General features: G+C 56.5%; 20 protein-coding genes. 5 read left to right on the forward strand and 15 right to left on the reverse strand.

What is annotated here, in order from left to right; all coding sequences use genetic code 11:
* Positions 1 to 30 precede the first annotated feature (30 nt).
* The 3 genes from FRD01_RS13255 (at position 31) to FRD01_RS13265 (ending at position 5,543) form a co-directional block, all read left to right on the forward strand.
* Positions 31 to 1,593, forward strand: a complete 1,563-nt coding sequence (locus FRD01_RS13255; protein WP_249755607.1) for a tumor necrosis factor receptor family protein — start codon at positions 31 to 33, stop codon at positions 1,591 to 1,593.
* On the forward strand, positions 1,568 to 4,021 hold the full coding sequence (locus FRD01_RS13260) for an InlB B-repeat-containing protein (protein ID WP_249755608.1): 2,454 nt from the start codon (positions 1,568 to 1,570) through the stop codon (positions 4,019 to 4,021). Before FRD01_RS13255 ends, FRD01_RS13260 begins: the two co-directional genes overlap by 26 nt.
* Positions 4,022 to 4,100: 79 nt before the next feature.
* Positions 4,101 to 5,543, forward strand: coding sequence for a metallophosphoesterase family protein (locus FRD01_RS13265; protein ID WP_249755609.1), 1,443 nt, complete (start codon positions 4,101 to 4,103; stop codon positions 5,541 to 5,543).
* A gap of 126 nt (positions 5,544 to 5,669) precedes the next feature.
* On the opposite strand, the gene dcm is transcribed toward FRD01_RS13265, so the two are convergent.
* Positions 5,670 to 6,773 carry a DNA (cytosine-5-)-methyltransferase gene (gene dcm / locus FRD01_RS13270; protein WP_146960383.1) on the reverse strand — a complete coding sequence of 368 codons (1,104 nt, stop codon included), beginning with the start codon at positions 6,771 to 6,773 and terminating at the stop codon, positions 5,670 to 5,672.
* A 54-nt stretch (positions 6,774 to 6,827) separates the two neighbouring features.
* Complete coding sequence (locus FRD01_RS13275; protein WP_146960385.1) at positions 6,828 to 8,027, reverse strand: type II restriction endonuclease; 1,200 nt, start codon at positions 8,025 to 8,027, stop codon at positions 6,828 to 6,830.
* Positions 8,028 to 8,092: 65 nt separating this feature from the next.
* Here FRD01_RS13275 and FRD01_RS13280 point away from each other — a divergent pair, with 65 nt between their 5' ends.
* Complete coding sequence (locus tag FRD01_RS13280) at positions 8,093 to 8,731, forward strand: endonuclease III domain-containing protein (protein ID WP_249755610.1); 639 nt, start codon at positions 8,093 to 8,095, stop codon at positions 8,729 to 8,731.
* Positions 8,732 to 8,793: 62 nt separating this feature from the next.
* Positions 8,794 to 9,747: a porin family protein gene (locus tag FRD01_RS13285; RefSeq protein ID WP_146960389.1), complete on the forward strand. Its 954-nt coding sequence runs from the start codon at positions 8,794 to 8,796 to the stop codon at positions 9,745 to 9,747.
* 12 nt (positions 9,748 to 9,759) lie between these two features.
* On the opposite strand, the gene dnaB is transcribed toward FRD01_RS13285, so the two are convergent.
* The 13 genes from dnaB to FRD01_RS13350 form a co-directional block, all read right to left on the reverse strand.
* Positions 9,760 to 11,097, reverse strand: coding sequence for a replicative DNA helicase (gene dnaB, locus FRD01_RS13290; protein WP_146960391.1), 1,338 nt, complete (start codon positions 11,095 to 11,097; stop codon positions 9,760 to 9,762).
* A 47-nt stretch (positions 11,098 to 11,144) separates the two neighbouring features.
* Positions 11,145 to 12,089: a DUF4388 domain-containing protein gene (locus FRD01_RS13295; protein WP_146960393.1), complete on the reverse strand. Its 945-nt coding sequence runs from the start codon at positions 12,087 to 12,089 to the stop codon at positions 11,145 to 11,147.
* 170 nt (positions 12,090 to 12,259) lie between these two features.
* Positions 12,260 to 13,378: a hypothetical protein gene (locus tag FRD01_RS13300; protein ID WP_146960394.1), complete on the reverse strand. Its 1,119-nt coding sequence runs from the start codon at positions 13,376 to 13,378 to the stop codon at positions 12,260 to 12,262.
* Between the two features lie 20 nt (positions 13,379 to 13,398).
* Entirely contained in the window at positions 13,399 to 13,779 is a 381-nt protein-coding gene (locus FRD01_RS13305; protein ID WP_146960396.1) for a hypothetical protein, read from the reverse strand.
* A 27-nt stretch (positions 13,780 to 13,806) separates the two neighbouring features.
* Positions 13,807 to 15,126, reverse strand: a complete 1,320-nt coding sequence (locus tag FRD01_RS13310) for an aminopeptidase P N-terminal domain-containing protein (RefSeq protein ID WP_146960398.1) — start codon at positions 15,124 to 15,126, stop codon at positions 13,807 to 13,809.
* A 69-nt stretch (positions 15,127 to 15,195) separates the two neighbouring features.
* Positions 15,196 to 16,359 (reverse strand): THUMP domain-containing protein, encoded by a 1,164-nt coding sequence (locus FRD01_RS13315; protein WP_146960400.1) that lies wholly within the window; start codon positions 16,357 to 16,359, stop codon positions 15,196 to 15,198.
* Positions 16,356 to 16,805 (reverse strand): GatB/YqeY domain-containing protein, encoded by a 450-nt coding sequence (locus FRD01_RS13320; RefSeq protein WP_146960401.1) that lies wholly within the window; start codon positions 16,803 to 16,805, stop codon positions 16,356 to 16,358. The genes FRD01_RS13315 and FRD01_RS13320 overlap by 4 nt, the downstream gene beginning before the upstream one ends.
* A gap of 84 nt (positions 16,806 to 16,889) precedes the next feature.
* On the reverse strand, positions 16,890 to 17,540 hold the full coding sequence (locus FRD01_RS13325) for a hypothetical protein (protein WP_146960403.1): 651 nt from the start codon (positions 17,538 to 17,540) through the stop codon (positions 16,890 to 16,892).
* Positions 17,537 to 18,802 (reverse strand): nickel pincer cofactor biosynthesis protein LarC, encoded by a 1,266-nt coding sequence (gene larC, locus FRD01_RS13330; RefSeq protein WP_146960405.1) that lies wholly within the window; start codon positions 18,800 to 18,802, stop codon positions 17,537 to 17,539. Before larC ends, FRD01_RS13325 begins: the two co-directional genes overlap by 4 nt.
* Positions 18,803 to 19,099: 297 nt before the next feature.
* Positions 19,100 to 19,357, reverse strand: a complete 258-nt coding sequence (locus FRD01_RS13335; protein WP_146960407.1) for a hypothetical protein — start codon at positions 19,355 to 19,357, stop codon at positions 19,100 to 19,102.
* A 3-nt stretch (positions 19,358 to 19,360) separates the two neighbouring features.
* Entirely contained in the window at positions 19,361 to 19,900 is a 540-nt protein-coding gene (locus FRD01_RS13340; RefSeq protein ID WP_146960409.1) for a hypothetical protein, read from the reverse strand.
* Positions 19,901 to 19,990: 90 nt separating this feature from the next.
* Complete coding sequence (locus tag FRD01_RS13345; RefSeq protein WP_146960411.1) at positions 19,991 to 21,901, reverse strand: ABC transporter ATP-binding protein; 1,911 nt, start codon at positions 21,899 to 21,901, stop codon at positions 19,991 to 19,993.
* The gene (locus FRD01_RS13350) at positions 21,898 to 23,751 is read right to left on the reverse strand and encodes an ABC transporter ATP-binding protein (RefSeq protein ID WP_146960413.1); all 1,854 of its coding nucleotides are present in this window, start codon (positions 23,749 to 23,751) and stop codon (positions 21,898 to 21,900) included. The genes FRD01_RS13345 and FRD01_RS13350 overlap by 4 nt, the downstream gene beginning before the upstream one ends.
* Positions 23,752 to 23,790 lie beyond the last annotated feature (39 nt).

Genomic DNA, 23,790 nt, shown 5'->3' on the forward strand with positions numbered 1-23,790 from the left:
CGACAAAATCATATTGTTCTTGGAGAAGACATGCGAATCGCAGGAATCATTGTTGCGCTGCTCTTTGTAGCAGCGTGTGGAGATAGCTCACCCCCCTCAACACCGGGTGACACAAACGGGACCATGCCGCCTTCTGACTGTGCTGCAGGAGAGACCGGTGCCGAGTGTACACCGTGCCCCGAAGGCACGTATTGTGATGGCAAGAGTGAGCCTGTTGAGTGTGAAGACGGGACATGGGATCACGACCAGGATGCCGCGACCGAGTGTCAGGATTGGCAGAGTTGTGAGCCGGGCTTTGCACCAGAAAGTGGCAGTGCTGTGAGTGATGCGACCTGTGTCGCGTGCCCTGAAGGCACCTTTGGTGATGGCAATGGCGCGTGTACGTCGTGGACCACGTGTCAGCCAGGCGAGCGGATTGCCGAAATGGGGTCTGCGACTCAAGACCGCGTATGTGAGACATGCGCTGAAGGGACATTCTCAGAAGGTGAGAATGTCACTACGTGTCAGGCATGGCAGACGTGTGAGCCGGGGACGTATGTGAGTCAATCCCCATCGGCCAGCCAGAATCGTGGATGTGCGGCGTGTGCCCCGGGAAGCTTCTCGACGGACGAGGACGCCGCTTCGTGCCCCCCCTGGACGACGTGTCCCGCAGGGACCTCGGTCACGAGCGCCGGAAGCTCGACGCAAGATCAAACGTGTGAGGCCTGTCCTGAGGGGACCTTTACCCAATTCCCCGATTCTGCAACGTGTACCCCGCTTGAGGCGTGCCCGGCGGGGACCTATCAGGTCAGCCCGGGAGCCGCAGATGAGGCGCCTGAGTGTGAAACCTGTGAGACCGGCTCCTTCTGTGCCGGTGACGACGTACCGCCTGTGAATTGTCCTGCAGGCACCTGGGATCACGACCAAAACCCGGCGAGCACCTGTGTGGACTGGACGACCTGTGAGGCAGGTGAGTACGTAAAGACGCCTGGCTCGGCACTTGTGGATCAGAGCTGTGAGGCCTGTGCCGAAGGCACGTTCTCAACACAACCCAATGTCGAGGCCTGCCTTCCAGCCGGTGCGTGTGATGCGGGGAGTGTGGAAATCACACCCGCGACCGAGACCGCACCTGCCGTGTGTGAGGCCTGTGAGCCAGGCACCTACTGTGCCGGTGCAGGTGCCTCTGCGGTGAGCTGCGGCAATGGGACCTGGGACCACGACGCCAATCCTGCGACACCCTGTCGCGTCTGGACCGCGTGTGTCGCGGGTCAATTTGTGGAAGTGGCTGGCACAGACCTCTCAGACCAGACCTGTGCGAGCTGCCCCGCGGACACCTTCAGCGATACTTCCAATGCCACACAATGTCTGGGGTGGACGGTGTGTGCTGCAGGTACCCGTGAAACCGCGGCACCCTCGGCCACATCAGACCGTGTATGCACTGCGTGTGCCGCCGGAACCTACTGCCCAGGAGGAAGTTCATCATCGCAAGGTTGTGAGAATGACACGTGGGACCACGACCAGGATGCAGCGACGGCGTGCGAGAGCTGGTCGACGTGTGAGCCGGGTCAATACGTATTCGCAGCCGGCAGTGCAACCACAAACCGTCAATGTTGACGTGTGTCCCGAAGGCACCTATTCCGACCAGAACAATGTGATGACTTGCACCCCGTTTGGTGCCTGTGCGCCCGGCACGGTCGAGGTCGCAGAAGCCACGGCTACTACGCCAGCCGTATGTGATCCGTGTCCAGCCGGCTCCTATTGTGCAGGGGGCTCGGCACCCGAGGAGTCCTGCACCGCTGAGACATGGGACCACGATGCGAACCCGGCGACCCCGTGCGTCAATTGGACCGTGTGTACTGCGGGACAATTTGTTCAAGCCGACGGCACGAGCCTCAGCGATCGCGAGTGTACACCGTGTGCGGCCGAAACGTATAGCGAGGGTCAAAACGCAGCGACCTGCACTGCTTGGACTATCTGCGCAGCCGGAACGCATGAAACCAGCGCAGCTTCTGCCACTCAAGACCGCGTGTGTACCGCATGTTCCGCCGGAACCTATTGCCCTGGAGGGACTGACCCTCAAGTGACCTGCACCGCAGGCACCTGGGACCATGATGCGAGTGCTACGACCGCATGTCAGCCCTGGCAGGACTGCCAGGCCGGCAACGCCGCACAAGACGGCACCTCCACCACCAACCGAACGTGCACGACCTGTCAGGCGGGGACCTACGCGAGCCAGATAAATGCGTCGACCTGTCTGCCATGCTCCGCCGGAGAATATTGTCCAGAAGGCGCTACGGCGCGTGAGGCCTGTCCTGCGGGCACGTTTGACGACGACCTGAACGCCACCACAGCGTGCGCCTCCTGTGGCGAGGGGGTCTATTGTGCGGGAGGAATCAGCCCACCCACCGCATGCACCGGTAATCAGTACGACCATGACCTCGACGCAAGCACGGCGTGTGAAGACTGCGCAAACGGATATCGTGCCGCGGCAGATCACCTCTCGTGCGAAAATATCGATGAATGTGCTGAAGAGACAGACACGTGTGCTCAGGTGTGTCAGGACACCCCGGGTAGCTACACCTGCGCCTGTGATACGGGCTACACGCTTCAGGCGGACCAGCAAACATGTCAGGCTAACCAGTACTGGGTCACATTGGACACGCAGGGTGGAACTCCAACCACGAATCCTGCGGCAGTCACCTACGGTCAGAGCTACGGTGGCATTTTCCCCACCAATATAAGTCGTGTGGGTTATGGCTTCTTAGGCTGGTATAGTCAGCCTTCAGGCGGGCAACTGATCACCTCTTCTTCGACCGTAGACATCGCCTCCAACCACAGCCTCTATGCGCAGTGGGAAGCCAATACGTACACGGTAACGCTCGATTTTGCCGATGGATTGACGCCAGCTTCCACGCTGCAACTTACATTTGACGGCCCCTACACCGGGCTACCAACTCCCACACGGCTTGGTCACGAATTCTTGAGATGGCAGACCAGTAGCGGGAGCATTGTAACCGAAACCGATCTGGTAAGCATTGCCGGCAACCACACCTTGACTGCCCAGTGGAACTGGAACCTCAAGGCACAGGAGGTATCCGGAACAGGATCGCCAACATGTGCCCTGAGCAGTGGAAACGTCCTTTGTTGGGGCTTCAATGACTACGGACAACAAGGTACCGGAGACAACATTTCCCCTACTACGACCCCGAGACAGGCACTAGGCATGCAAGACGTCATTTCAATAAGCACTGGTTACCGCTTCGCTTGTGCCGTAAAGACCGATGGTACAGTCTGGTGTTGGGGCGATAACACTAGCGGCCAACTAGGAAATGGAACCCTCGCTATATCCAACGTGCCGGTTCAGGTATCGGTATTGACTGACGCCGTCCAGGTAGCAACTGGAAGAGAACACGCATGCGCACGCATGAACGACGGGTCTGTGTGGTGTTGGGGGCGCAACGGAACTGCCAGAGTAGGTGTTCCCGGAGCTCCAAACATCGTAACAACTCCCGTCCAAGTGAGTGGGCTGAGTGATGCCACGATCGTGGATGCAGGGGAATTGCACACTTGTGCGGGAAAGAGTGACGGAAGCGTGTGGTGTTGGGGTGACAATCGAAACCGACAATCCTCACCTTACGTCGTGAGCAATGGGGCGTTCCCCGATGCAGTTGTGGGTGTCACCAATGCTGTGCTGGTCATCGCAGGAGCGGAACACACCTGTGTACTAAGGACCGATGAAACTGTGTGGTGTTGGGGAAATCAAACAAACACAGGTCATGGTGCGAGTCAGCCCCAAGCGAGCGGCTTAAACGATGTGGCTACCTTGAGTGCTGGAAATGTGACATGTGCCGCCAAACACGACGGCAGTGTTTGGTGCTGGGGGGATAACCATGGGTCAATGTTCAACTACACTGCGACTGTGAACCCAACGCTTCCGACGCTCTTTCCTAATGCTCCACTGATCCAGGGATTTGGAGATTCTCACCCTGCGTGTGCCATCGAATTCGATGAGACCGTGAGATGCAACTGGTGGTTGCCTTGAGGGATTCAAAACAGATTTCTGACTAGAACAATGCCGGCTTATATAAATGTATTCCAACCAGTGACCTTTGGAGCAACCTTTGTTGAAAACAGTTAAAAGTCTCTATCTTCTTTTCACATTTGTGATTTGTAGTTGTGCACACGATTCCCCGAAGATCGTTAGCCCTACCCAAAGTCCCCCTACTAACACGCTCGCGATCGGTCTCTTAGCCGACACACAGTTCCAAAGCACTCACCCCGGGATCCAAGCGACAACACTAAACAGCGGTTGGGCTGATATATTTTCAAACTCCGCTCGCAGAACTGCAGCTCAAGTAAAATTTGCAGGAGTTGGTTTAAAGCTGATCGCTGAAGAGGCCCACAAAAAAGGAGCCCAGGTTTTCTTTTACCTCGGCGATGCGCTCAACAATGGTTGCAAAGATGAACTTCAACGCCTCATCGACGCAGTGCTAGACATCCAGAAATTTGCACCAGTCTTTCTAGCTATGGGAAACCACGACTATCTAGCCGCAGGTATGACAACCACTGGGGATCTGCGAGAAGCAACATGTGGCATAGGCAACACATTGTCCAAGTATGAGATTGCCAACGCATTCGAACAAATCAATCAGGCAAGCCTCGCGATATTACGTGAAACAGTACCAAGCGCTTCCTATGTATCATCGTTTCCAAAAATGGAATGTAACGTAGTTCAGGGCGTGCCAATCGAAGACGTCGGACTAAACTGCTTTTTTGCTTTCGTCCTATCTATGCCGGATACCCTCTTTCTGATTGGGGATTCTTCGCACTACGATCAAAATGCTTTTCTTAACGTATCAACAAGTGAATTGGATGAACTGAAGGGCATTAACGGTTGGATCCAACAGTCTCAGGTCGATTTCTTGACACGTCACATCCAATCACGCGCGGATACTGTCTTCTTGACGCATTACAGTCCGGCAGACTTTTCAAGCTCCTACGCTTTAATGAGATTTTTTCTACCCGAACTAGGATTTAGCTCTGATATAGGTCCGGTTGCCGACCTGTTTTTCCATGCCAAACTATTGAGTAGCCGTCTTCATTGGTATTGGGCCCATACTCATGACTCACTTTTGAAAACATCTATAACCTCAGTGCGCTCTTGCAAGAAAAAAACCCGGCTACGCTCGATCGCAAACGGCTCAACGACAGACTATCCAAACTATGGCACGGTTGTTTTCCCGAAAGAAGAGCCTCCCCAAACCTTTGCCACTGGCTTGTGTGATTTTATTGAACGCGATCCTTGCACTACTCTTTGGTCCACGACTTTGAAAGAGAATGCTGACAAGTACGGACTAACAAGAGACTATAGACGGTATGGCTCTTACCTCTCTTATTACAAGCTTGCCAGCAACTACCTTGATTCGCTAGTATGGACTGACTACGGTTTTTCTGACGAAGAGGCTATGCAAGCATGTCTGCTCCACATAGCAGGTTATCTTGAAAAGGGGGAATTTCCGCAAGATGTTTCCCGCGATCGTAAGTTTTGCTTGAATCGCGACTAAGGCTTTACGTCTAGCTGTGTTTCAAGTAGCGGAAGCGGCACAAGGAACAACAAGCGCGACAAAGTCCTGCTACTTGATTAGCCCTCGATCGATTGAGGCTGCCATATCGTTTGAAGCTTCAGGAATTCAAACTAGACAGATCTGATAGTTTTCCTGGGAAACATCGAATGGTATCCGACCTTCTAAGACTTCCAACATAGCTCCGGATATGGCGCCGATGACTGGGACACATACTGAGTTCCCAAATTGCTTGTAGGCCTGACTATCGCTGACTGGCGAGTTCTCGCGACGGAACATTTCGACGAAATCCTTTGGAAACCCTTGTAGACGTGCGCATTCTGCTGGTGTGAGACGGCGCGGTCTCTCAAACCCTGCGTGGTTTATGAGAACTTCCGAGCCATCTTTGTAGTAACGAGCACTGAGCGTTCTTGTATACGATTCGGAGCCGTCAAAGAGGCTGTAGCCAAAGCCATTACCCTTTGCCCGATGTTTGGCTTTGTACTCCTTTAGGTACTCCCAAAGCCCGTCGCTGAGTTGGTAGCGTTCGTCTACCTTCTTGTCTAAGATGTAGCGAACACGGGGCCAGTCATCCTTGGCGCGGTACCGGAGGCGCTCTCGTTCGCGTTCACGCTCCATATTTGCGGCGACCTCCTCCCAGAAGGCCGTGAAATCGTACTCAGGTTGATCTAAGTCGAAATACTCGCGGTCGAAACCGATGATGAAAACACGTTCACGGTGCTGAGGAACGACATCCGCTGCATCCAGTATATTGGAGGTGAAAACGTATCCGATTTCATTCAGCGCATGTTCGATAACCCGCCACGTTCTGCCCTTATCGTGCCCTCTAAGGTTTTTGACGTTTTCCAGCAGAAAGGCTCTTGGGCGTTTCGCTGCCAGAATCTCCTTGATGTTGAAAAACAAGGTTCCCTTTGTCGGGTCATTAAATCCGTGCGCCCTTCCAAGAGAGTTCTTCTTCGATACCCCGGCGATCGAAAACGGCTGGCATGGAAACCCACCTGCGAGGATGTCGTGGTCCGGTACGTCTTCCGGATGAATCTGGGTGATATCCTCATTCCACACGTGAGAAGGGTCTTCAGAAAAATAGGCCTGATAAGTTTGCCTTGCATACTTATCAATCTCAGAAGTCATGACGCAATGAGCCCCAATCGGTTCCAAGCCCAGTCGAATGCCTCCGACCCCCGCAAACAAGTCGATAAATTTTAAGCTCATAAGAAACCCCTGAACACATGTTCAATATCAACATCTTTGTGGCGAGTCAACGGGTTAAGGTTGAAGCCGTTGTCGTTCTTCGATCGTCTCAATAAAATCTCCGAGTCCAAGTAACCATTCGCGCTGAGTGGTCGAGTAGGTTGCCTGAAAACCGGTTGGAACAACGAGCTGTAGGTTATTGGCCCGCATCTCATCGGTTTGGTTTTCACTAATTGCCCGCTGAAGCGTAAGCAAGTGTTTTCGCGGAATTCGACGCGCCTCCGCAAGGACTTGTCGCCAACGGTCTTTGCATGTCGATTTCACCCCAAGCATAGCGAGGTTCACCTCGGGGTAGGCGGGATCGCGGTATTCTCTTGAACCTGGAAAAAGAAAGTCCGGTCGTGAGTGATCGTCAATCAAAGCTCCCCGCTCAAATCGTATCTCTCGTGTTGAGAAGATGTGTTCAACATGAATCTCGAAAGCGTGCCCCACGCGCGATTTACGGCGATTCTGAACGCTGAGCGAGTAGGAAATGAAATCATCTACATCCTCAAACCCCTGGGCCAAGCGCTTCTCCACGAAGTGGGCTTCGTATGTGCGAAAGAGCGATTCTTCCCACTCCATCAAGTTTATCAGATAAGTGTCGGGATCGTTTGAGGTCGTCTCGATTGTGTTACGAGCGAACTCCGAAAAGACCTTTGTCGAGGGAAACCGCCCATCAAACTGAAAGAGCATCTGTTCCAGATAGTTGGGCTGCAGAGGCGTAGGTTCTATCCCTATCTCTTCCAGAATGAGTTGGGCTGTGTATTCGAGTTCGACCTTCGAGAATTCATCATGCTTCTCTTGGAAAGAATCCGTCGTGTTTGAGATCTGAAACAACCACGAGATTTGCCTCTCAATGCTAGAACTCGCCTTTACCACCATGAAGAGAAAACCACCGCCGGGGCGTTCTCCAATCACCAAGAGATCGTTGACTGATGCGCTATCCATAACGGGATTACCGGGGAAATAGAGCCGGTACTCCGCACTGCGAGTGGGGACATTTTCTCTGGAGTCGTACCAGGTCAGCTGCACGCGCTCAGTGATGGGTGGTTCATCATCCGTCAGGAACATGAAGTCCACCTCTAGCTTTCTTCGCGCTGAGCCAAGCACACGCTTGAGAGCGGCACTGCCGTTGAACTCATGTTGATTCGACTTGCGTAGATCCACCTCAACCGCTGAAAGTCTCTTGTAGGCGATCGCAGTAAAATGGTCGGAAAGGTATCCTCTCTTCATAGAAACCACTCGTTCGAATGTCCCAACAGGCCGCTGACGAAAAACTAGAACTGCTCCAGCATACTATGATGAACTGGTGGGTCCAGGAGCATTTTGACTATCCGTGGCGAGATTCTTCCGAGCCTGATTGGAAACGTCTGATTACGGAAGTTCTTCTACAGCGTACCAATGCCGCAGCGGTTAAGCGGTTATACGTGGATTTCTTCTTCAAATATCCCACGGCCGAAAGCCTGGCCTCTGCACCTGTGGAAGAGGTGGAGCAAGCCATTCACAGTCTTGGTCTGCGCTGGCGTGCGCAGTATTTGCCTGGTTTAGCGTCGAATATCGCAGATGGTGTACCAGATAGCTCCGATGAGCTGATGAAGCTGCCTGGTGTTGGCCCATACGTTACGGGCGCGTTCATGGTTTTACACCGGAACACGTCATCAACCTTTGTTGACGCCAACGTGGTGAGGCTGCTCGGTCGGTACCTCGGCTTTGAATGGGATGGGGAAACTCGACGGAAGAAGTGGTTGTTGGACCACGTCGATGCTCTCTTCAGTCATGGCTACACCCCGAGCGAGTTTGGCTATGCTCTTTTGGATTTCTCGCGCGAAGTCTGTGGGCGCGCACCCCAGTGCCAGAGTTGTGAAGCACGAACCCAATGTGCGTACTTTGCGACTCTAGAGGCTAATAATAGAGCGTTGGCTCAGGATAATTCTTGAATAAAGGGAACTTTCGATACGTATAGTATGGTGTAGACTGAAGAAACGAGCTGGAGTCCGATATGAACCTCAAGAACACCATCGCCCTCATCGCCGCATTGGGACTTAGCATCCCGGCCATTGCGACTTTTAGTCCGGCAGACGCCCATGCACAGGGCAAGGTGCTTGACTCCTCTTCAAAGAGCGGAAAACGCACGCACAAAAGAGCTGGCGCAAAGCGAACTGAAACCAAGAAAAAGAAGAAGAGCCGTCCTACAACGACTCGTTCAACCGCGAACCGAACGACGAGCCGTACGACGACCACGCGCTCAGCTCCTCAGGGCTACCGCGCGACCGAGACCCGCGTATATCGCTCGTCTGGTACTTCGACGCGCGCTCAGAGCTACCGGTCGCGTACCACCACGCGGCACCGCACCACCTCGTACCGAAACTCTCGTCCGGTTTACGCGGAGCGGCATCAATATCGGCGCCAGTACTCGAACGATTACGGTGAGCCGGCCACACGATCAACCGCCAACACGGGCAGCAATATCGATGTGTACGTCACCGGCGGAATCGGCGTGAGCGGGTTTTCTTCGAACACCATTTCAGACGACGCGTTGCCGGGGATCGGCTGGAACGTGGCCCTCGGCGGGAAAGGTGAGTACCTCGGCATGGAGCTTGGACTCGATGGCGGAGGCTACACCTTCGACCCTGAGGGAACCAACGAGACCGAGCTTGGACTCTTCGGCCTCTACTTCGACCTCAAGCTGCAGCCTACGATCGCTCAGATCTTTGAGCCCTATGTCTTTGCAGGTGTTGGTGGCTATGTGCTGAGCGACGCAATCCTGGTGGAGAACACCGGCGGTGGCGCATACCGCCTGGGCCTCGGCGCAAACTTGAGGTTCGACAGCCTCGCGATTGGCGGAAAATATCTCTACCAGGGCTTCGGATTCACGGATGATTCTGGCCTCTACGGTGGCGATTTCGGCGGCGCATCTGAGACCGTAAGCCTCGGTCTGACCATCTACTTCTAGGCCGACCCCGAGTTACGCCTCAGGCGCCAGGTTTTCGAATCGGGTATGTGCGCCGAAGAAGCGCAGGTCCACCGTGGCCAGCGCGCCGTTTCGGTGCTTACCGATGATAATCTCGGCGATGCCCTGCTTCTCAGTTTCCGGGTGGTAGACCTCATCACGGTAGATGAACATGATGATGTCGGCATCCTGCTCAATGGCGCCGGACTCACGAAGGTCACTGACCATCGGCCGTTTGTCCGCGCGCTGCTCCACACCACGATTGAGCTGTGCTAGCGCGATGATCGGCACATCGAGTTCCTTCGCGACCGCCTTGAGGTTACGTGAGATTTCCGAAATCTCCTGCTCGCGACTTCCCTTGGATTGGGAGGTGCCGCGCATCAGCTGCAGATAGTCGACGAAGATGATGCCGATATCGTGTTCGGCCTTAGCGCGCCGGCATTTGGACCTAAAGTCCATGATCGAGATTGAAGGCGTGTCGTCGAGGAAGATCTTGGCCGCTGAGAGGTCGCCAGTAGCACGTAGAAGCCGACTCCACTCCTGCTCGGTCATGTTGCCTCGCCGCAGCTTCGACTGGTCGATACGCCCCTCTGAGCAGAGCATACGAATGGCGAGCTGCGTGTTCGACATCTCGAGACTGAAGAACATGGCGGGGGTTTTGCGAACGAGCGCAGCGTGAGTGAGCATGTTGAGCGTGAAGCTCGTTTTACCCATGGCAGGACGGGCGGCCACGATGATCAAGTCGGAGCGCTGCCAGCCAGCGGTAATCTCGTCCAAGTCCACAAACCCCGACGGAACGCCGGTGATATGCTCATTCTTATGAAAGAGCGCCTCGATCTGCCGGAACGCCTCGCCCACAACTTCTTTGAGCGAAGAATAACCACGCGCCTGGCCCTTCTGGGTGATCTCAAAAAGACGGCGCTCGGCATCGTCCATGAACGAATCCACGTCGTTCACGTCGCCGTAACACTCCTCGACGAGTGAATTCGCGGTGCCGATGAAGTTACGCAGCGCGGCTTTTCGCCGAACAATCATGCCGTAATGGCCTACGTTCGCGGCCGAGGGCACCTCGGAGCTCAGACGCACGAGGTAGTTCGGTCCGCCTACGGCCTCGAGCTGCTCGGAGGTCTTCAGGTAGTCCGCGAGCGTGATCAGGTCGATTGCCTCACCACGCTGGTGCAGGTTCACCATGGCGCGGTAGATATGGCGGTGCGCCTCACGATAGAAGTCTTGCGCGTCGACCTGACCCGAGATTTCATCGACCGTCTGTGGGTCGATCATGATCGAGCCGAGCAAAGAACGCTCAGCATCATCGTTGTGGGGTGGAACACGAATGCCCTCTTTCGAGGGCATTTTTTGCATCATCTCGGCCATGAGATTCGGCCTGTGTCGGGGCGCATCTAGTTGGCGCGGATATAGTCGTTACGGATCAAGTGGACGATAGCCTGCATGGTCTCGAGGTCACTTGAGAGGCTACGGTTGAGCACCTGAAGCACTTTGCCATAATTCAAAATCAGCTGGAAGGTATCCAGGATCTCGGGAGCAAGGCCGCGCAACGGTGGTACGAGCGGACTGTTGATGATGAGATGAGCATCCATATCCGGCACATCTGCGCCCAGATTCTCCATCTCGTCGAGGATACGCATACCCTCCATCATCAGGCCTTCGGTCGACTCATCAATCTCGTTTTCGAAGGTCTCGTCCGTTGGATGCTCCAGGGAGAAGGTTCCCTGATTCCACGCCATAATCCGATAGAAGGATTTGTACGGGGAGACGTCGATATCGTCGTCGATGACGGCGAAGTAGACGCGTCCTTCACGAAGGTAGACCTTTCCAGAGTCATTTTCGCGGTGGATGACCAGCACCCCGGATTTCTTACTCGTGGCGAAGAGCTGGAGAAGGTCCGGAAGCGGAACTTCTTCAATCAGGCCGGAGATAGAGCCAGTGAGTGTGGCACCGGTGGTCCGAGATGCTTGCGCACCGCGGTCGTTGCCCATCCCACCGCGCATATCGCGGCCAGCTCCTTCTTCACTATCGCGGTGAACGAGCTTTATAATATTGGTGCCGACCAGGATACGATCACCTTCTTTGAGGCGGGCCTTGGTGATTTTCTCACCGTTGACGAAACTTCCGTTCGTCGACCCGAAATCCTCAATATAGATCTCGTTTCCATAGGTCGTAATTCGAGCGTGTCGGCGCGACACCATGTCCTCGACAAGAACCATGTCGAGTTCACTGGAGCGGCCAATCACCACTTCACTATCCATCTCAAGGGGGAATTCGCCGCCCTGATACTTCCCCGAGATGAATTTCAGTACCCAGCCAGACGACTTACGCTGATTCAATCTCGTCCTCGAACTTACAAAAGGTCAGTGATGGAACATAGTCCAAAGGTGCTTGTTTGCTAACGTACGTCTGGTACGACGTGGCGTCAAGACTTCTGAACCATTGCCATCACGGATCGGGAACTTGACACGGATTAGCGCCGTCGAAAAGTCCCAAAACACGTGTTTTCTCAATCTTGAGGCTCAGAAACGCGAGTTTCTTGGGGTTTTGGGGTGATCTCTTCCAGAGACTCCTCTTGAACTCGGCTCGGTATCGGAACGATCTTGGCGTCTTTCGTGTAGAAGAGCGTCTCGGCTCGGATCACATCGATGGTTTGGCCCGCAAGCGGCCCATCCCAGCTCGGAAACTGGAGGTCACGGATTTCTATCCGTAGGTTGCTGTCTCGAGAGTCGGAGTTAAATCGCGCCATAAAGGTGCCTTCTCGGGCGGCGATTTGCTGGGTCTCGAAGACGGGGCCGGTCTCGCTCCCGGGCTCCTCTTCTTTGATCTTTTCGAAGAAAACGCGGAACGGGAAGCGCTCTGGGGCCTGGTTGATGCGCTTGATATCGCCACGCAGGACTGATTTGGGGTTCTTGACGTGGGCGCGCAAATCCAGGAGGAGCGCGATGGCGTGTTTCTCGTCGAGCTTGAGCGAGACGTAATGGGCGTTCTTACCGTCAAACACAGCCACGACAGGCCTCTCTGGGACCTCGTCCGCGAAGCCCCAGAACCCGCTCGTGAAGCAGCCTTGCTCGCCAGTCTCGGGCCCCGGTAGGACGCTGATTGGCGCACCATCCATGGTCATGGAGAGGTGCGTCTCGGCGTTTTCGTCGATGATTTTCATGGTCCCTTTGACGCGGGATTCCGAGAACGTCTCGAAGTCGAGCTCGATATGCCCGGGAGCGTCGGGGACCTTGTACTTGAAGGGTTTGGCCGCAGGGTCCGGAAGCTGAATCAAGATGGGGTGAGTGGCCGAGAAGGTCCCATCTTTTGGGTGCATGCCTTGGATCACCCATCCGGTCTGACATCGGTTGAGGCCGACGGCGAGCAGGGGTGCTTCGGCGTTGGCCATGAATTTTCCGGTGATGGTGCCGATGCCCCCTTCGCTCATGGTGCGCATCGCCACGACCCGTGCGGGAGTCGCGTATCTGACCGCGGCCTTAGGCAAGGTTTTTGGGTCTTCAGCCGGCGCCACCGCTTCTTCGGTGGGCGCCTGCACGGGAGCGGGGACCTCAGGGACTTCTTCTTTTTGCTGGCAGCTCGTCAGAGTGAGCAGAAACGCCAGATATATAGAGGTTTTGAGGTTCACGGGTTGGTTGGGTCTTGGGCTTACATGTACCGGTTGTAGTCGGGGAAGATTTCCCAATCGTCTACGGGACGGTCCTTCTTGCACTGGGCCACGAAGTATGCGTCGGCCACAACAAGGAGGGTCACGATATAGCCAGCACCGCATGTGAAAATCATTGCAGCGAGGATGGCCGCCCCTTTCTTGGTTTGGCCGAGCAGAATTTGGCCGAGGCCGGGGAGAAAGAAAGACGCCACCATAGCGATGATATCTTCGTTCTCGAGCTTGTGGCGAACCTTCTGAAGCTGCCCAGGTGCACCGGGTTGTTGCCAATCGTTCGTTGGCTGCTGAACGGGCTGCTGTGTTTGTTGAGGTTGCGGTTGCTGCGGTTGTTGGGGTTGGCCCCAATCGTCATTATTCGACATGGTATCTCCAGAGGTTAATCGTCAGTTTCAAGAATTCATCAAAGTTTCAATATCCGCCACGCTCTTCGGGCATTCGGCGGTCAGAACTTCCGGATCCCCCTCGGTAACCAGAACGTCGTCTTCAATTCGAACCCCGATGCCGCGCAGAGCCTCGGGAATCGTTGTGTCATGAGCCGGGAAATAGAGTCCCGGCTCGATGGTCAGAACCATACCCGGCTCAAGGGCGCGGTAGGCACGGTCGGCCCCAAAATACGAGCCCACGTCGTGTACGTCGATGCCAAGCCAGTGCCCTACATTATGCGGGTAATAGGCGCGGAAGGACTCTTCCTCGATATGTTGGTCGAGGCTTCCTTTGAGGGCACCGAGGTCAATCATGGCCTGGGTAAGTCGGCGCACGGTCTTGGTCTGGAGCTCGTCGTAGGCGAGCCCTTTTCGCACGCTCGCGACGCCTTCGATTTGGGCTTCGAGTACGGCTTCGTAGACGTCCTTGGCGGCGCCCTCAAAACGGCCCGAGACCGGGAAGGAACGTGTGATATCGGCGGCGTAGAAATGGTACTCGCAGCCGGCATCGATCAAGACCACGTCTGAGGCCTTCATCTGGTCGCGGTTCTCGGTGTAGTGCAAAATCGTGGCGTTATCGCCGGAACCCACGATCGAGTTATAGGCCACGCCTTCGGCGCCATTTCGGAGGAAATGCCCTTCGATGGCGGCCTGTAGCTCATACTCCATCATGCCCGGCTTTGCGGTGCGCATGGCGAGCACGTGGGCCTCGGAGGTGATCTTGGCGGCGTGGCGCATGAGCTCGAGCTCAGCGGGTGTCTTGTAGAGCCGCATCTCGTGCACGATATCGCGAATGTCCGCGAACTCGAGCGGGGCTTCGGGGGCCTTTCGGCGCGTGGCCCTGAGCTCCTTAATCACCTTGAGAATCGATCGGTCAAACTCGGGATCCTCAGCAATACTCCAGTAGAGCGTCTTTCGTGCGCGCAGGTAATTTGGGAGCTCGCTCCAGAGCGTCTCCACGTCGTGGGCGTGGTCGGCACCAAAATTCGCGATGGCACCTTCGGTTCCCTGACGCCTGCCTGTCCAGGTCTCGGCTTCGGGGTTTCGGCCACGCACGAACATGATGAAATCGCCGTCGGCGTGGCCGGGTGCGAGGACCAGCACGCAGCCGGGCTCCACAAAACCGCTCAGATAGAGGACATCGCTGCCAGCGCGATATTTGAAGTCCGTGTCGTTCGAACGAATTCGCTCCGGCTCGCCGAAAATCACGGCCACCCCATCGGGTCCGATGCGCTCTAATACTCGCTTACGCCGTGCTGCGAATTCTTCTTTTGGTAGATTGTACATGCTCGATCCTGCCCACTCGGATTGCCGGAGTGTAGTGCCTAACCGAATCGCGGTAAAGTCTTGCCCGACTTAGCGTCGTTCATGAAAGATTCGTTCAGGCTGAATATCAAAATTGATTTGGATACAGCGCAAGGGGCCGTTGTCCACGTTGAAGGTCTTGATGGCGCGCATTCCGAGTTCGCGACCGAGCTCTTTGGAGCCGGTGATAATCGCCGCCTTCCAGCCTATGAACTCGTTGATCAGCGCCTCGCCGAGCTCGTAGTGAACCGCGGCGGCGTCTTCTTCAAAACGATGTCCGTAGGGAGGGTTCGTGGCCACAAGACCTGTGGGTGCGGGTGGACGCACGTTCATGAGCGGTACGCGCTCAAGGTGCACGTGATGGGCGAGCCCTGCGGCCTCGGCATTACGTTTGGCGGCGGCGATAGCTGGGCCTGCGACGTCGGTGCCGTGGATGGGTCCGAGGGTTTCGAGGCCCTTATCGCGGCGCTCTTGGGCCTCTTGGAGCAAGCCGCTAAAGGCCTTTTGATCGTGCTTCTTCCATCGGTCGAAGCCGAGGTCCACGCGCCCGAGCCCTGGCGCGATATCAGCAGCCATCATGGCGGCCTCGATCACAAAAGTGCCGGAGCCACACATCGGGTCCATAAACGCAGCGCCTTGTTTGGCGAGCTCTGGCCATCCGCCGCGGACCAAGATCGAGGCGGCGACCGTTTCGCGGATAGGCGCATCGGTGCTTAGAACCCGGTAGCCGCGCTTGTGTAGGCCTGGGTTTCCGAGGTCGAGGTAGACCGTTGTGAGGTCCTTGTCGATGTGGATCTGGATTGCCAAATCGGGGTTTTCCACGTCCACATTCGGCCGCTCCTGCGTGGCCTTTCGGAACTGGTCAACAATCGCATCTTTGGCCTTAAGCGAGACGAAATGCGTGTTGAGGTTCGCCCGCGTCGAGGTCGTAGAGATGGCGAAGGTGGTCTCGAGGCTCAGGTGCTCATCCCACGGAATGCGGCGCACGCCGTTGTACACCGCCTCGTTGGAGTCCGCCTTGAAGCTCGAAAGCGAGAGCAAAATCGTGCTCGCCATTCGGCTCCAGAGCGTGGCGCGGTAGCCGTCTTCAAGAGAGCCCGTAAAGCGCGCACCGCCGCGCAGAGCCTTAGCATCCTTGATGCCCATCTCTTGGAGCTCTTTCGCGACCAGGTCCTCGAGCCCCCTCCCTGCGGTGGCAAAAAAGGTGTACTTCACGGCAATTTCGCCATGACGATATCCTTAATTTTTGAGCCGTCGAATCGCCCCTTGGTTTGTGGCACGACGATGCCCATGACCTTGCCCATATCCTTCTTGGAAGCAGCGCCTGATTGGGCGATGGCCTCGTCCACCATGGCCGCGACTTCGTCGTCGGTGAGCTGCTTTGGAAGGTAGGTCTGAATGAGCTCGATCTCGGACTCTTCCTTTGCGGCGAGCTCGGGGCGATTGCCTTCGGTGTAGAGTCGAATCGCGTCGCGACGCTTCTTGACTTCGGTGGCCAGGAGGTCAGTGATCTCCTCCTCGGTGACGTCTCGTCGGAGCTCAATTTTCAAGTTTTTGAGGGCCGCGATGAGCATGCGAATGGTCTGGAGCTTTTCGGCATCCTTTGCTCGCATCGCTGTTTTCATGTCCTCGTTAAGTTGTACCCATGTTGGTGCTTCCATGATCTCTCTCCAAATTCCGCGGTTGCGCGGGACTCTCCACTACCTGAACTGGGATTTCTTGTCTACGAGTCCTGAACTCACGGGCTAGACGAGCGGCACCAGCCCATAACGTTCAATCAGGATGCGGCGGCGGCGCGAATGGATATGCTCAAGGCGCGCGGCCTCGGAAAGTGCGTCGAGGTTGACGCCCTTGTTCACAGCGCGCTCCACGTCCGCCTTCTCGTCTGGCTTGAGCGCCTCGAAGTAGGCCTCGACCAGGAGGCGTTCGGCATCGATCAGGGCCTCAAAGCCGGTCTCGGATGCAACCCGTTCGATGGCCAATTTGTAGGCGTCTTTGAAGGCATCGCGTTCTGCGGCCTCAAACGCACGGTAGAGATCTTGGAGGACCGGGTCGTCCATGGGGTCTGGTTCAGGCTTAGGCCCAAGGACGAATTCGGGGGCACGACTGGTCACGGGCACCACCTCAGGTTGGTCGCCCTGGTGGCCGCCGACCGAGAGCCTCAGCGCCCGTTCTACCAAAGGGTCGATGAACTTCTTACACCCATAGATATCGCGCGGATTCTTGATCTCCTGCACGGCGCGGTCGATCCCCTGACACACGATCGCGGCCGAGACGCCGGCTTCTCGCCAGGTCTTTAAGAGGTTTAAGTCACGGCTACTCAGGACCAGGCCTCGGCCGGTCAATTCCAGAAAGTAGCGGTGAACGAAGTCGTAATAATCCGGATCCTGAGTCATGCGCCGAGAGGTCCCTTGAGTGGCTCGGCCGCCTTGAGCGCGGCTTGATAGACCAAGGAGATGTCCACGCCATGTTCTTTAGCGGCGCGGGCGCAGTCCTCGAACTCGGGGGCGGTCTTGAGTACGCGGTCCCCCATTAGTCCAAGCTTGATCTGGATTGGGCCGTAGGCTGTTTGTACGGTCTCGAATCGGCGGTTCAGGATCTGGCGCTCAACCTCATCGATTCGAACCCCGAACGTGGACGTATGCTCAAGAATCGCGCGCGCGAGACTCTGGCTTTCGTCGATGGGACCGAGGACCGTGAGGCGCGTGCCGATGCGGCCTTTCTTCATGATGATCGACGCACGCGTGACATCGATGGCGCCGAGTTCCGGCAGGTAAGACTCGCAGAACCAGGCAAGGGCCTCGGGCTGCATATCGTCGATATCGGTCTCGATTCGAGCGACGCGGTCGGATTGCGGGGCGCGGGCGTCCTCTTCAAAGACCGTGAGGCGCACCACGTTCGCGATCTCCGCGAAGGACTTTGTGCCACAACCGTACCCCGCCGCCACAAGCGTGCCGCGCCGACTGATTCTGGATTTTGGCGTGGTCAGCGGTTGAGGTCGCGCCACCGAGAAGCCCGTAATTTTGGGAGCAGCCAGCTTGTGACGGCCGGCCAACACATGAAGTATGGCGGCGCCGGTCGGGGTCACGAGCTCGCCTCGGACGTCGCGTTCGATGGTTGGAAGGCCGCGCAGTAGGTCAGCAGTGGCTGGAGCTGGCACCGGGATTACCCCATGAGCACTGACGATCTCGCCTTTTCCACACGGAACGTCTGAGAAGCTCCAGGTGGCATTTGCTCGGTAAATCACGGCGGCCGCGCCCACAAAATCGAGGATCGAATCAACGGCGCCGACTTCGTGGAAATGCACGGTTTCAAGCGGTATTCCGTGAATTTTGGACTCTGCCTTCCCGAGCGCGATAAAAAGCTCTCGGGCCACCTCTTTGATGCCCTCATCAAACGAGGCTTGATCGATCATTTTGAGGATTTCTGAGAGGTGTCGGTGATCAGATTCGTGTTCTGGGCCCCATCCTTGAAAAATAATATGGGTGCCGGTCAGGGCCCCGCGTTGCGTATTCTTGGCCACGATCTGGATCGTGCCGAGCCCAAGGCCGCTCATGATTTCTTCCAAGAATTCACGAGTTACGAGTTCTGCGTCTAGCGCTGCGGCCAGAAACATATCACCGGCGATGCCGCCGATAAGGTCTAGATGAATGTGCATGAGGTCGATTTCCGATGATTGAAAAACCTTTCCGTCAGAATTATCATCCTATGTAAGACAGAGCTAGGGCATGTTCTGTTGTGTTCGTGAGGGCCAGCGCATTAATCCCCGTACGTTAGTCACCGGGGGCTGTCCCTGACCTTCTAAGATGCATGCTCCAATACGGAGACCCATCGCGGTTGGTCATTCACGGTCCCCACCTGGTTTTACCAGGGATTAAACGTGGCCACGAGACCGGCATTTACGGTTCATGTCAGACAAAGGCAACGCTTCGGCGTTGCCTTTTGTCTTTCTTGCCTACTCGATATCCGCTTCGATTTCCTTGGCGAGTTCGTCGGCTTTAGCCTCGGCGTTCTCCTCGGTAATCTCTTTTTCAGCAGCCTCTCGGTACTCAGCTGGGACCTCGATAGGTGCCTGAACCGCTTCAACCTCGGCGTTTGCCTCAGGCTGCTCGGCTGGCGCCGTGGTCTCTTCAGCAGGTGGTGTGTCTGCGGTTTCTTGCTTTGGACAGCCCGCGGCGAAGACGATCAACATTAGAATCAGTGCGTATTTCATAGATTATTCTCCCTTTCCTTTGCCTTTACCTTTTGCCTTACCCTGAGGACCTTTCGCGTTCTGAATACGCTCCATGGCCTTGGCGTGGCGTTTGGCTTCTTTGTCGCGGAGCATTGCTGCCTTTTCAATCAGCTTATCGTTGCCCTTCTCTTTGCCGATCCCTTCGATACGGTCGATTTGAGCGAGGCGTCGGGCGTGCTTTTCCTTTTCCATTTCGAGACGCTTCTCGTTTGAGATTGGAGCTGCGCCTTCGTCTTCGCCGGTGCCGTCTTCGCCTTCGACTTCCTCGGCTTCTTCGGCGTCATCGTCAGACTTGCCTTTGTCGTCAGACTTGCCTTTGTCGTCAGACTTTCCTTTGCCTTTGTCGTCAGACTTACCTTTGTCGTCAGACTTGCCTTTTTCTTTCTCGTCTTTGTCCTTCTTACCTTTGGCCTTTTCTGAAGCTTCGTCAGACTTGCCTTTGCCTTGTGCGGCAAGAGGAGTTGAACCAAAGGTCAGACCCAGAAGGCCTAAGACCACGAGTACCCATTTCATTTTCTGCATTTTCCTTCCTACCAAAATTGCGCGCGCGATTTTAGCCTCCCATAGCGTCAAGAGAATGGCACAGTTTTGAGTTGTGTCAACGAGCGCAACTTACGAGGACTGAGCCCTCGTAGACTGGTAGAGCGCGGCGTACTCGCCGCCGCGGTGCAGCAACTCAGGATGGGTACCACGCTCAATAACCTGGCCGTGGCGAAGCACCAGAATCTGGTGGGCATCACGAATCGTGCTTAGGCGGTGCGCAATCACAATGGTCGTGCGCCCTTTGGTCAGGCGGACCAGCGCCTCTTGAATCAACGACTCCGTCTCGGTGTCGATAGACGCTGTGGCCTCATCCAGAATGATAATGGGCGGATTGACCAGGAGGGCGCGCGCAAAACTGATGAGCTGGCGCTCGCCGGCACTCAGAGTGCGCCCTCCCTCCTCCAAGACCTGGTCCAGGCCATCTTCATTACGCGTCACCAGAATCTCGCCGCGCACGGCCTTAAGCGTCTCGAGGACCGTTTCGTCGGGATACTCCGCGCCGAGCGTAATGTTCTCTCGAAGTGTGCCCGCAAAAATGACCACGTCTTGGGGAACCAGAGCGATACCGGCACGAAGGTTGGGGAGCTCGAAGTCGGTCACGAGGCGCCCATCCACACGAATCTCACCTTCGGAGGCATCGTAGAATCGGGAGATAAGCTGCACGATCGTGGATTTACCGGCGCCGGTATTCCCAACAAGCGCGACCATCTCGCCGGGCTTAGCCTCAAATGAAATGCCCTTTATGACTTCTTCGGTCGTGCGTGGATAGGTAAAGCGGACGTCTTTGAACTCCACGCTCCCTTTGACGACCTTGAGATTCGGGTCCGCTGTGCTCAGGGTCTTGATGGTGGTCGGCTGCTCGAGAATATTGAAGACGCGCTCACCCGCTGTCAGTGCGTTTTGGATGATGTTGAACTTCTCGGCCAGGTTCCGCACAGGCACCCAAACACGACTCGTGTACTCAATGAACGTGATGAGCACGCCAATGGTCACGAGCCCCTCGGTGACACGGCCGTAGCCCACGATCAACACTAGGGACGTGGCCAGCGCACTCACGATCATCATTCCCGGGCGGAGCACGGCCCACGCCTGAACCACGCGGTAAATCGAGGCCTGGTGTGCCTGAGTCAGTGAATACCACTCCGCCTCGCGGCGGCGCTCGCGGCGATATAGCTGGTTCTCGCGCATGCCAGCGATATTCTCGGCGAGCCACGCGTTCATGCGCGATTGAATCGCGGACATGGTGCGCAAGGACGGCCTCGCGAGGGCGCGGTAGAGCAAGGCCACGCCCACAAGGAGCGGGAACGAGCCCACGATCAGAATCGATAGCGTGAAGTCCAGTTTGAACATCACCACGCAGAGCACGATGACAAAAAGCACGTCTCGAAAACCCTGGGCGAACGCGTCGCTGAAGAGCTCGGAGAGCGACTGAACGTCAAAGGTGGTGCGGTTGACGAGGCGTCCGACCGGGTTCTTGTGAAAGAACGCAAGTCCTTGGCCGGTGATGTGGTCGAAGACGTCGACGCGCAGGTCGTGAACCACGTGTTGTCCAAGCTTTTGCACAAGATACGTGGTCACCGCGGCGATGACCCAACGAAGTGTCCAGGCCGCCAGAAGAATCGCACCGAATGCGATGATCAGCGAGGTCGGCCCATCCTGGGAAACTGGCACGGCGGCGGCCATCGCGGTCAAGATGCCGTCGAAGACCCCGTCGCGCGCGCCGGCTTTGCTCACCGCGTCGATCGCGAGACCTACAATATACGCAGGCAAGGTCATCAGGAGCGATTCGGCCAGACTCAAGGCTACGGCGACCGCCGTCAGGCCTTTGTGCGGCTTTAAGTAGGCCAGAAGTTTCGCGAAGAGGCGCATGTCGACTTCGTCAGCCTCTACGCGTTCTTCTTCGAGCATTTTGACCAGAATCGGGTCGTTACTAAGGGCGAGCGCCTCGCGCTCAACGCGGCTCAGGGTCTTGGTCTTCATGCCGCCTCCCCTTTTGCCTGTGATTGCTCGGCCGCGATGCGCGCGTAGTAGCCGTTCTGTGCCAGCAATTCGTCATGAGTGCCGCGTTGGGTGATTTGTCCGTCCTCGATGACGATGATTTCGTCGGCATCTTGGACCGCGCGCACGCGGTGCGAGATCACGAGGCCTGTTCTTCCGTCGAGCACCGTTCGCAGATTCTGAAGAATTGCGGATTCGGTCTTGGTGTCTACGGCGCTCAAGCAGTCGTCGAGGATCAGGACTTTGGGGTCCGCGGTAATCGCACGCGCAATGGCCAGGCGTTGGCGCTGGCCACCGGAGAGGTTGACGCCGCGCTCACCGAGCATGGTTTGATAGCCGTCTTCGAAATGCTCGACCTCGTCGTGCAGGTGCGCGAGGCGCGCCACCCGTACAACCTCTTCTTGGCCCTGGTCGGGGCGCTCGATGAGGTCGTCTCGGGTCATCACGATGTTGCGCGCGACGGTCGAGCTGAAGAGGAAGGTCTCTTGAGGCGCGAGCACCACCATCTCTCGGAGCGACTCCAAGGTGAGCTCACGAATATCTTCGCCGTCCAAGAAAACTGTGCCCGCAGGCGGGTCGTAAAGCCGTGTCAGGACGCAGGCGAGCGAGGATTTTCCGCTGCCGACGGGCCCGAAAACACCGAGGGTTTTTCCTGCGGGGATTTCGAACGAGATGTCGCGCAGGACCGGATGTTTTGGGGCCTTTTGAACTGTTCCGTCTTCGAGCACGCGGTCCGCGGTGTAGCGGAAGGTCAGGTTCTGGACTTTGAGGCCTCCGGGGCCGGCCGCTGTTTTGGCGTTTGGTGCATTCGTGATCTCGAGCTCGGTTTCGCAGAGCTCGTCGATTCGGTGCATCGAGGCGCGGCCGCGCTGGAAGAGCGAGACCGACCAGCCAAGCCCGATCATCGGTCCGGAGAGGTAGCGGATCAGGAAGAGGAACGCAACGAAGGTGCCGAGCGTCATGGTGCCCTTTGCCACGCCGATTCCGCCGAAAATCACCACGAGGGCAGTGGAGACGCCGAGCATGAGGTCGAGCGTCGGCTCGAAGAACGAGCGGACTCGGGCGAGCCTCAAGTTTTTGCCGAAATGGCGCTCCGAGAATCCGGCAAATCGGCGTCGGTCGTAGACTTCGCGGGCGTAGCCCTGAATGATTCGGATGCCGGCGTAGGACTCGCGCGCGCGCTCGGTCATGTCCGCGAGGTCTTCCTGGACGTCTTTGAATCGGTCGAATTCGAGGTGCGAGAGCTTGTTCGTGATGAGCAAGATGAAGGGCACCGGGATGAGCGTAATAAGCGTGAGTTCCCAGGAGAGGATGCTCAGCATGAGGAGCACGAGCGAGACCAAGAGCAGTGTATCTGCGGCGATGAGCACACCGGGCCCGAGCATCATGCGCACGGCCTGCACGTCGGAGGTGGCGATCGACATGATGTCGCCTGAGCGAGATTTGTCGTACCAGGACTGGCTTTGCGCCAAGAGATGGTTTGCGATGCGGCGGCGGATGAGCTGCGTGATCTCGTGCGATGGCACTGCCACCTGCATGAGCATCGGGTATCGCGCGATGTTCGCAAGTACCTGGAGTACGAGGAAGACAGCCACCGCCGTGATGATCGTGAAGGTATCGGGCGTGATTCCTAGGAGCGCGAGAGGGGTCGGCGTGTTGACTGGATCGCCTGTGAACTCGGCCTGAGTGAGCTCGACGGCGAGCGCCATAAAGACCGGCGCGAGCACATCTGAGATGTTGACCACGCCCAGAGAGGCTATACCCACCGGATAACGCCACCCCTGCGTTTTAACGAGTTCTACGACTCGCCGAAAATCACCTAATAACGACATTTTTTACTCGAGCCGCGCCCACGGCAATCAGTACACGAG

Origin of the sequence: Microvenator marinus (assembly GCF_007993755.1) — a bacterium.
GTDB lineage: Bacteria > Myxococcota_A > Bradymonadia > Bradymonadales > Bradymonadaceae > Allomicrovenator > Allomicrovenator marinus.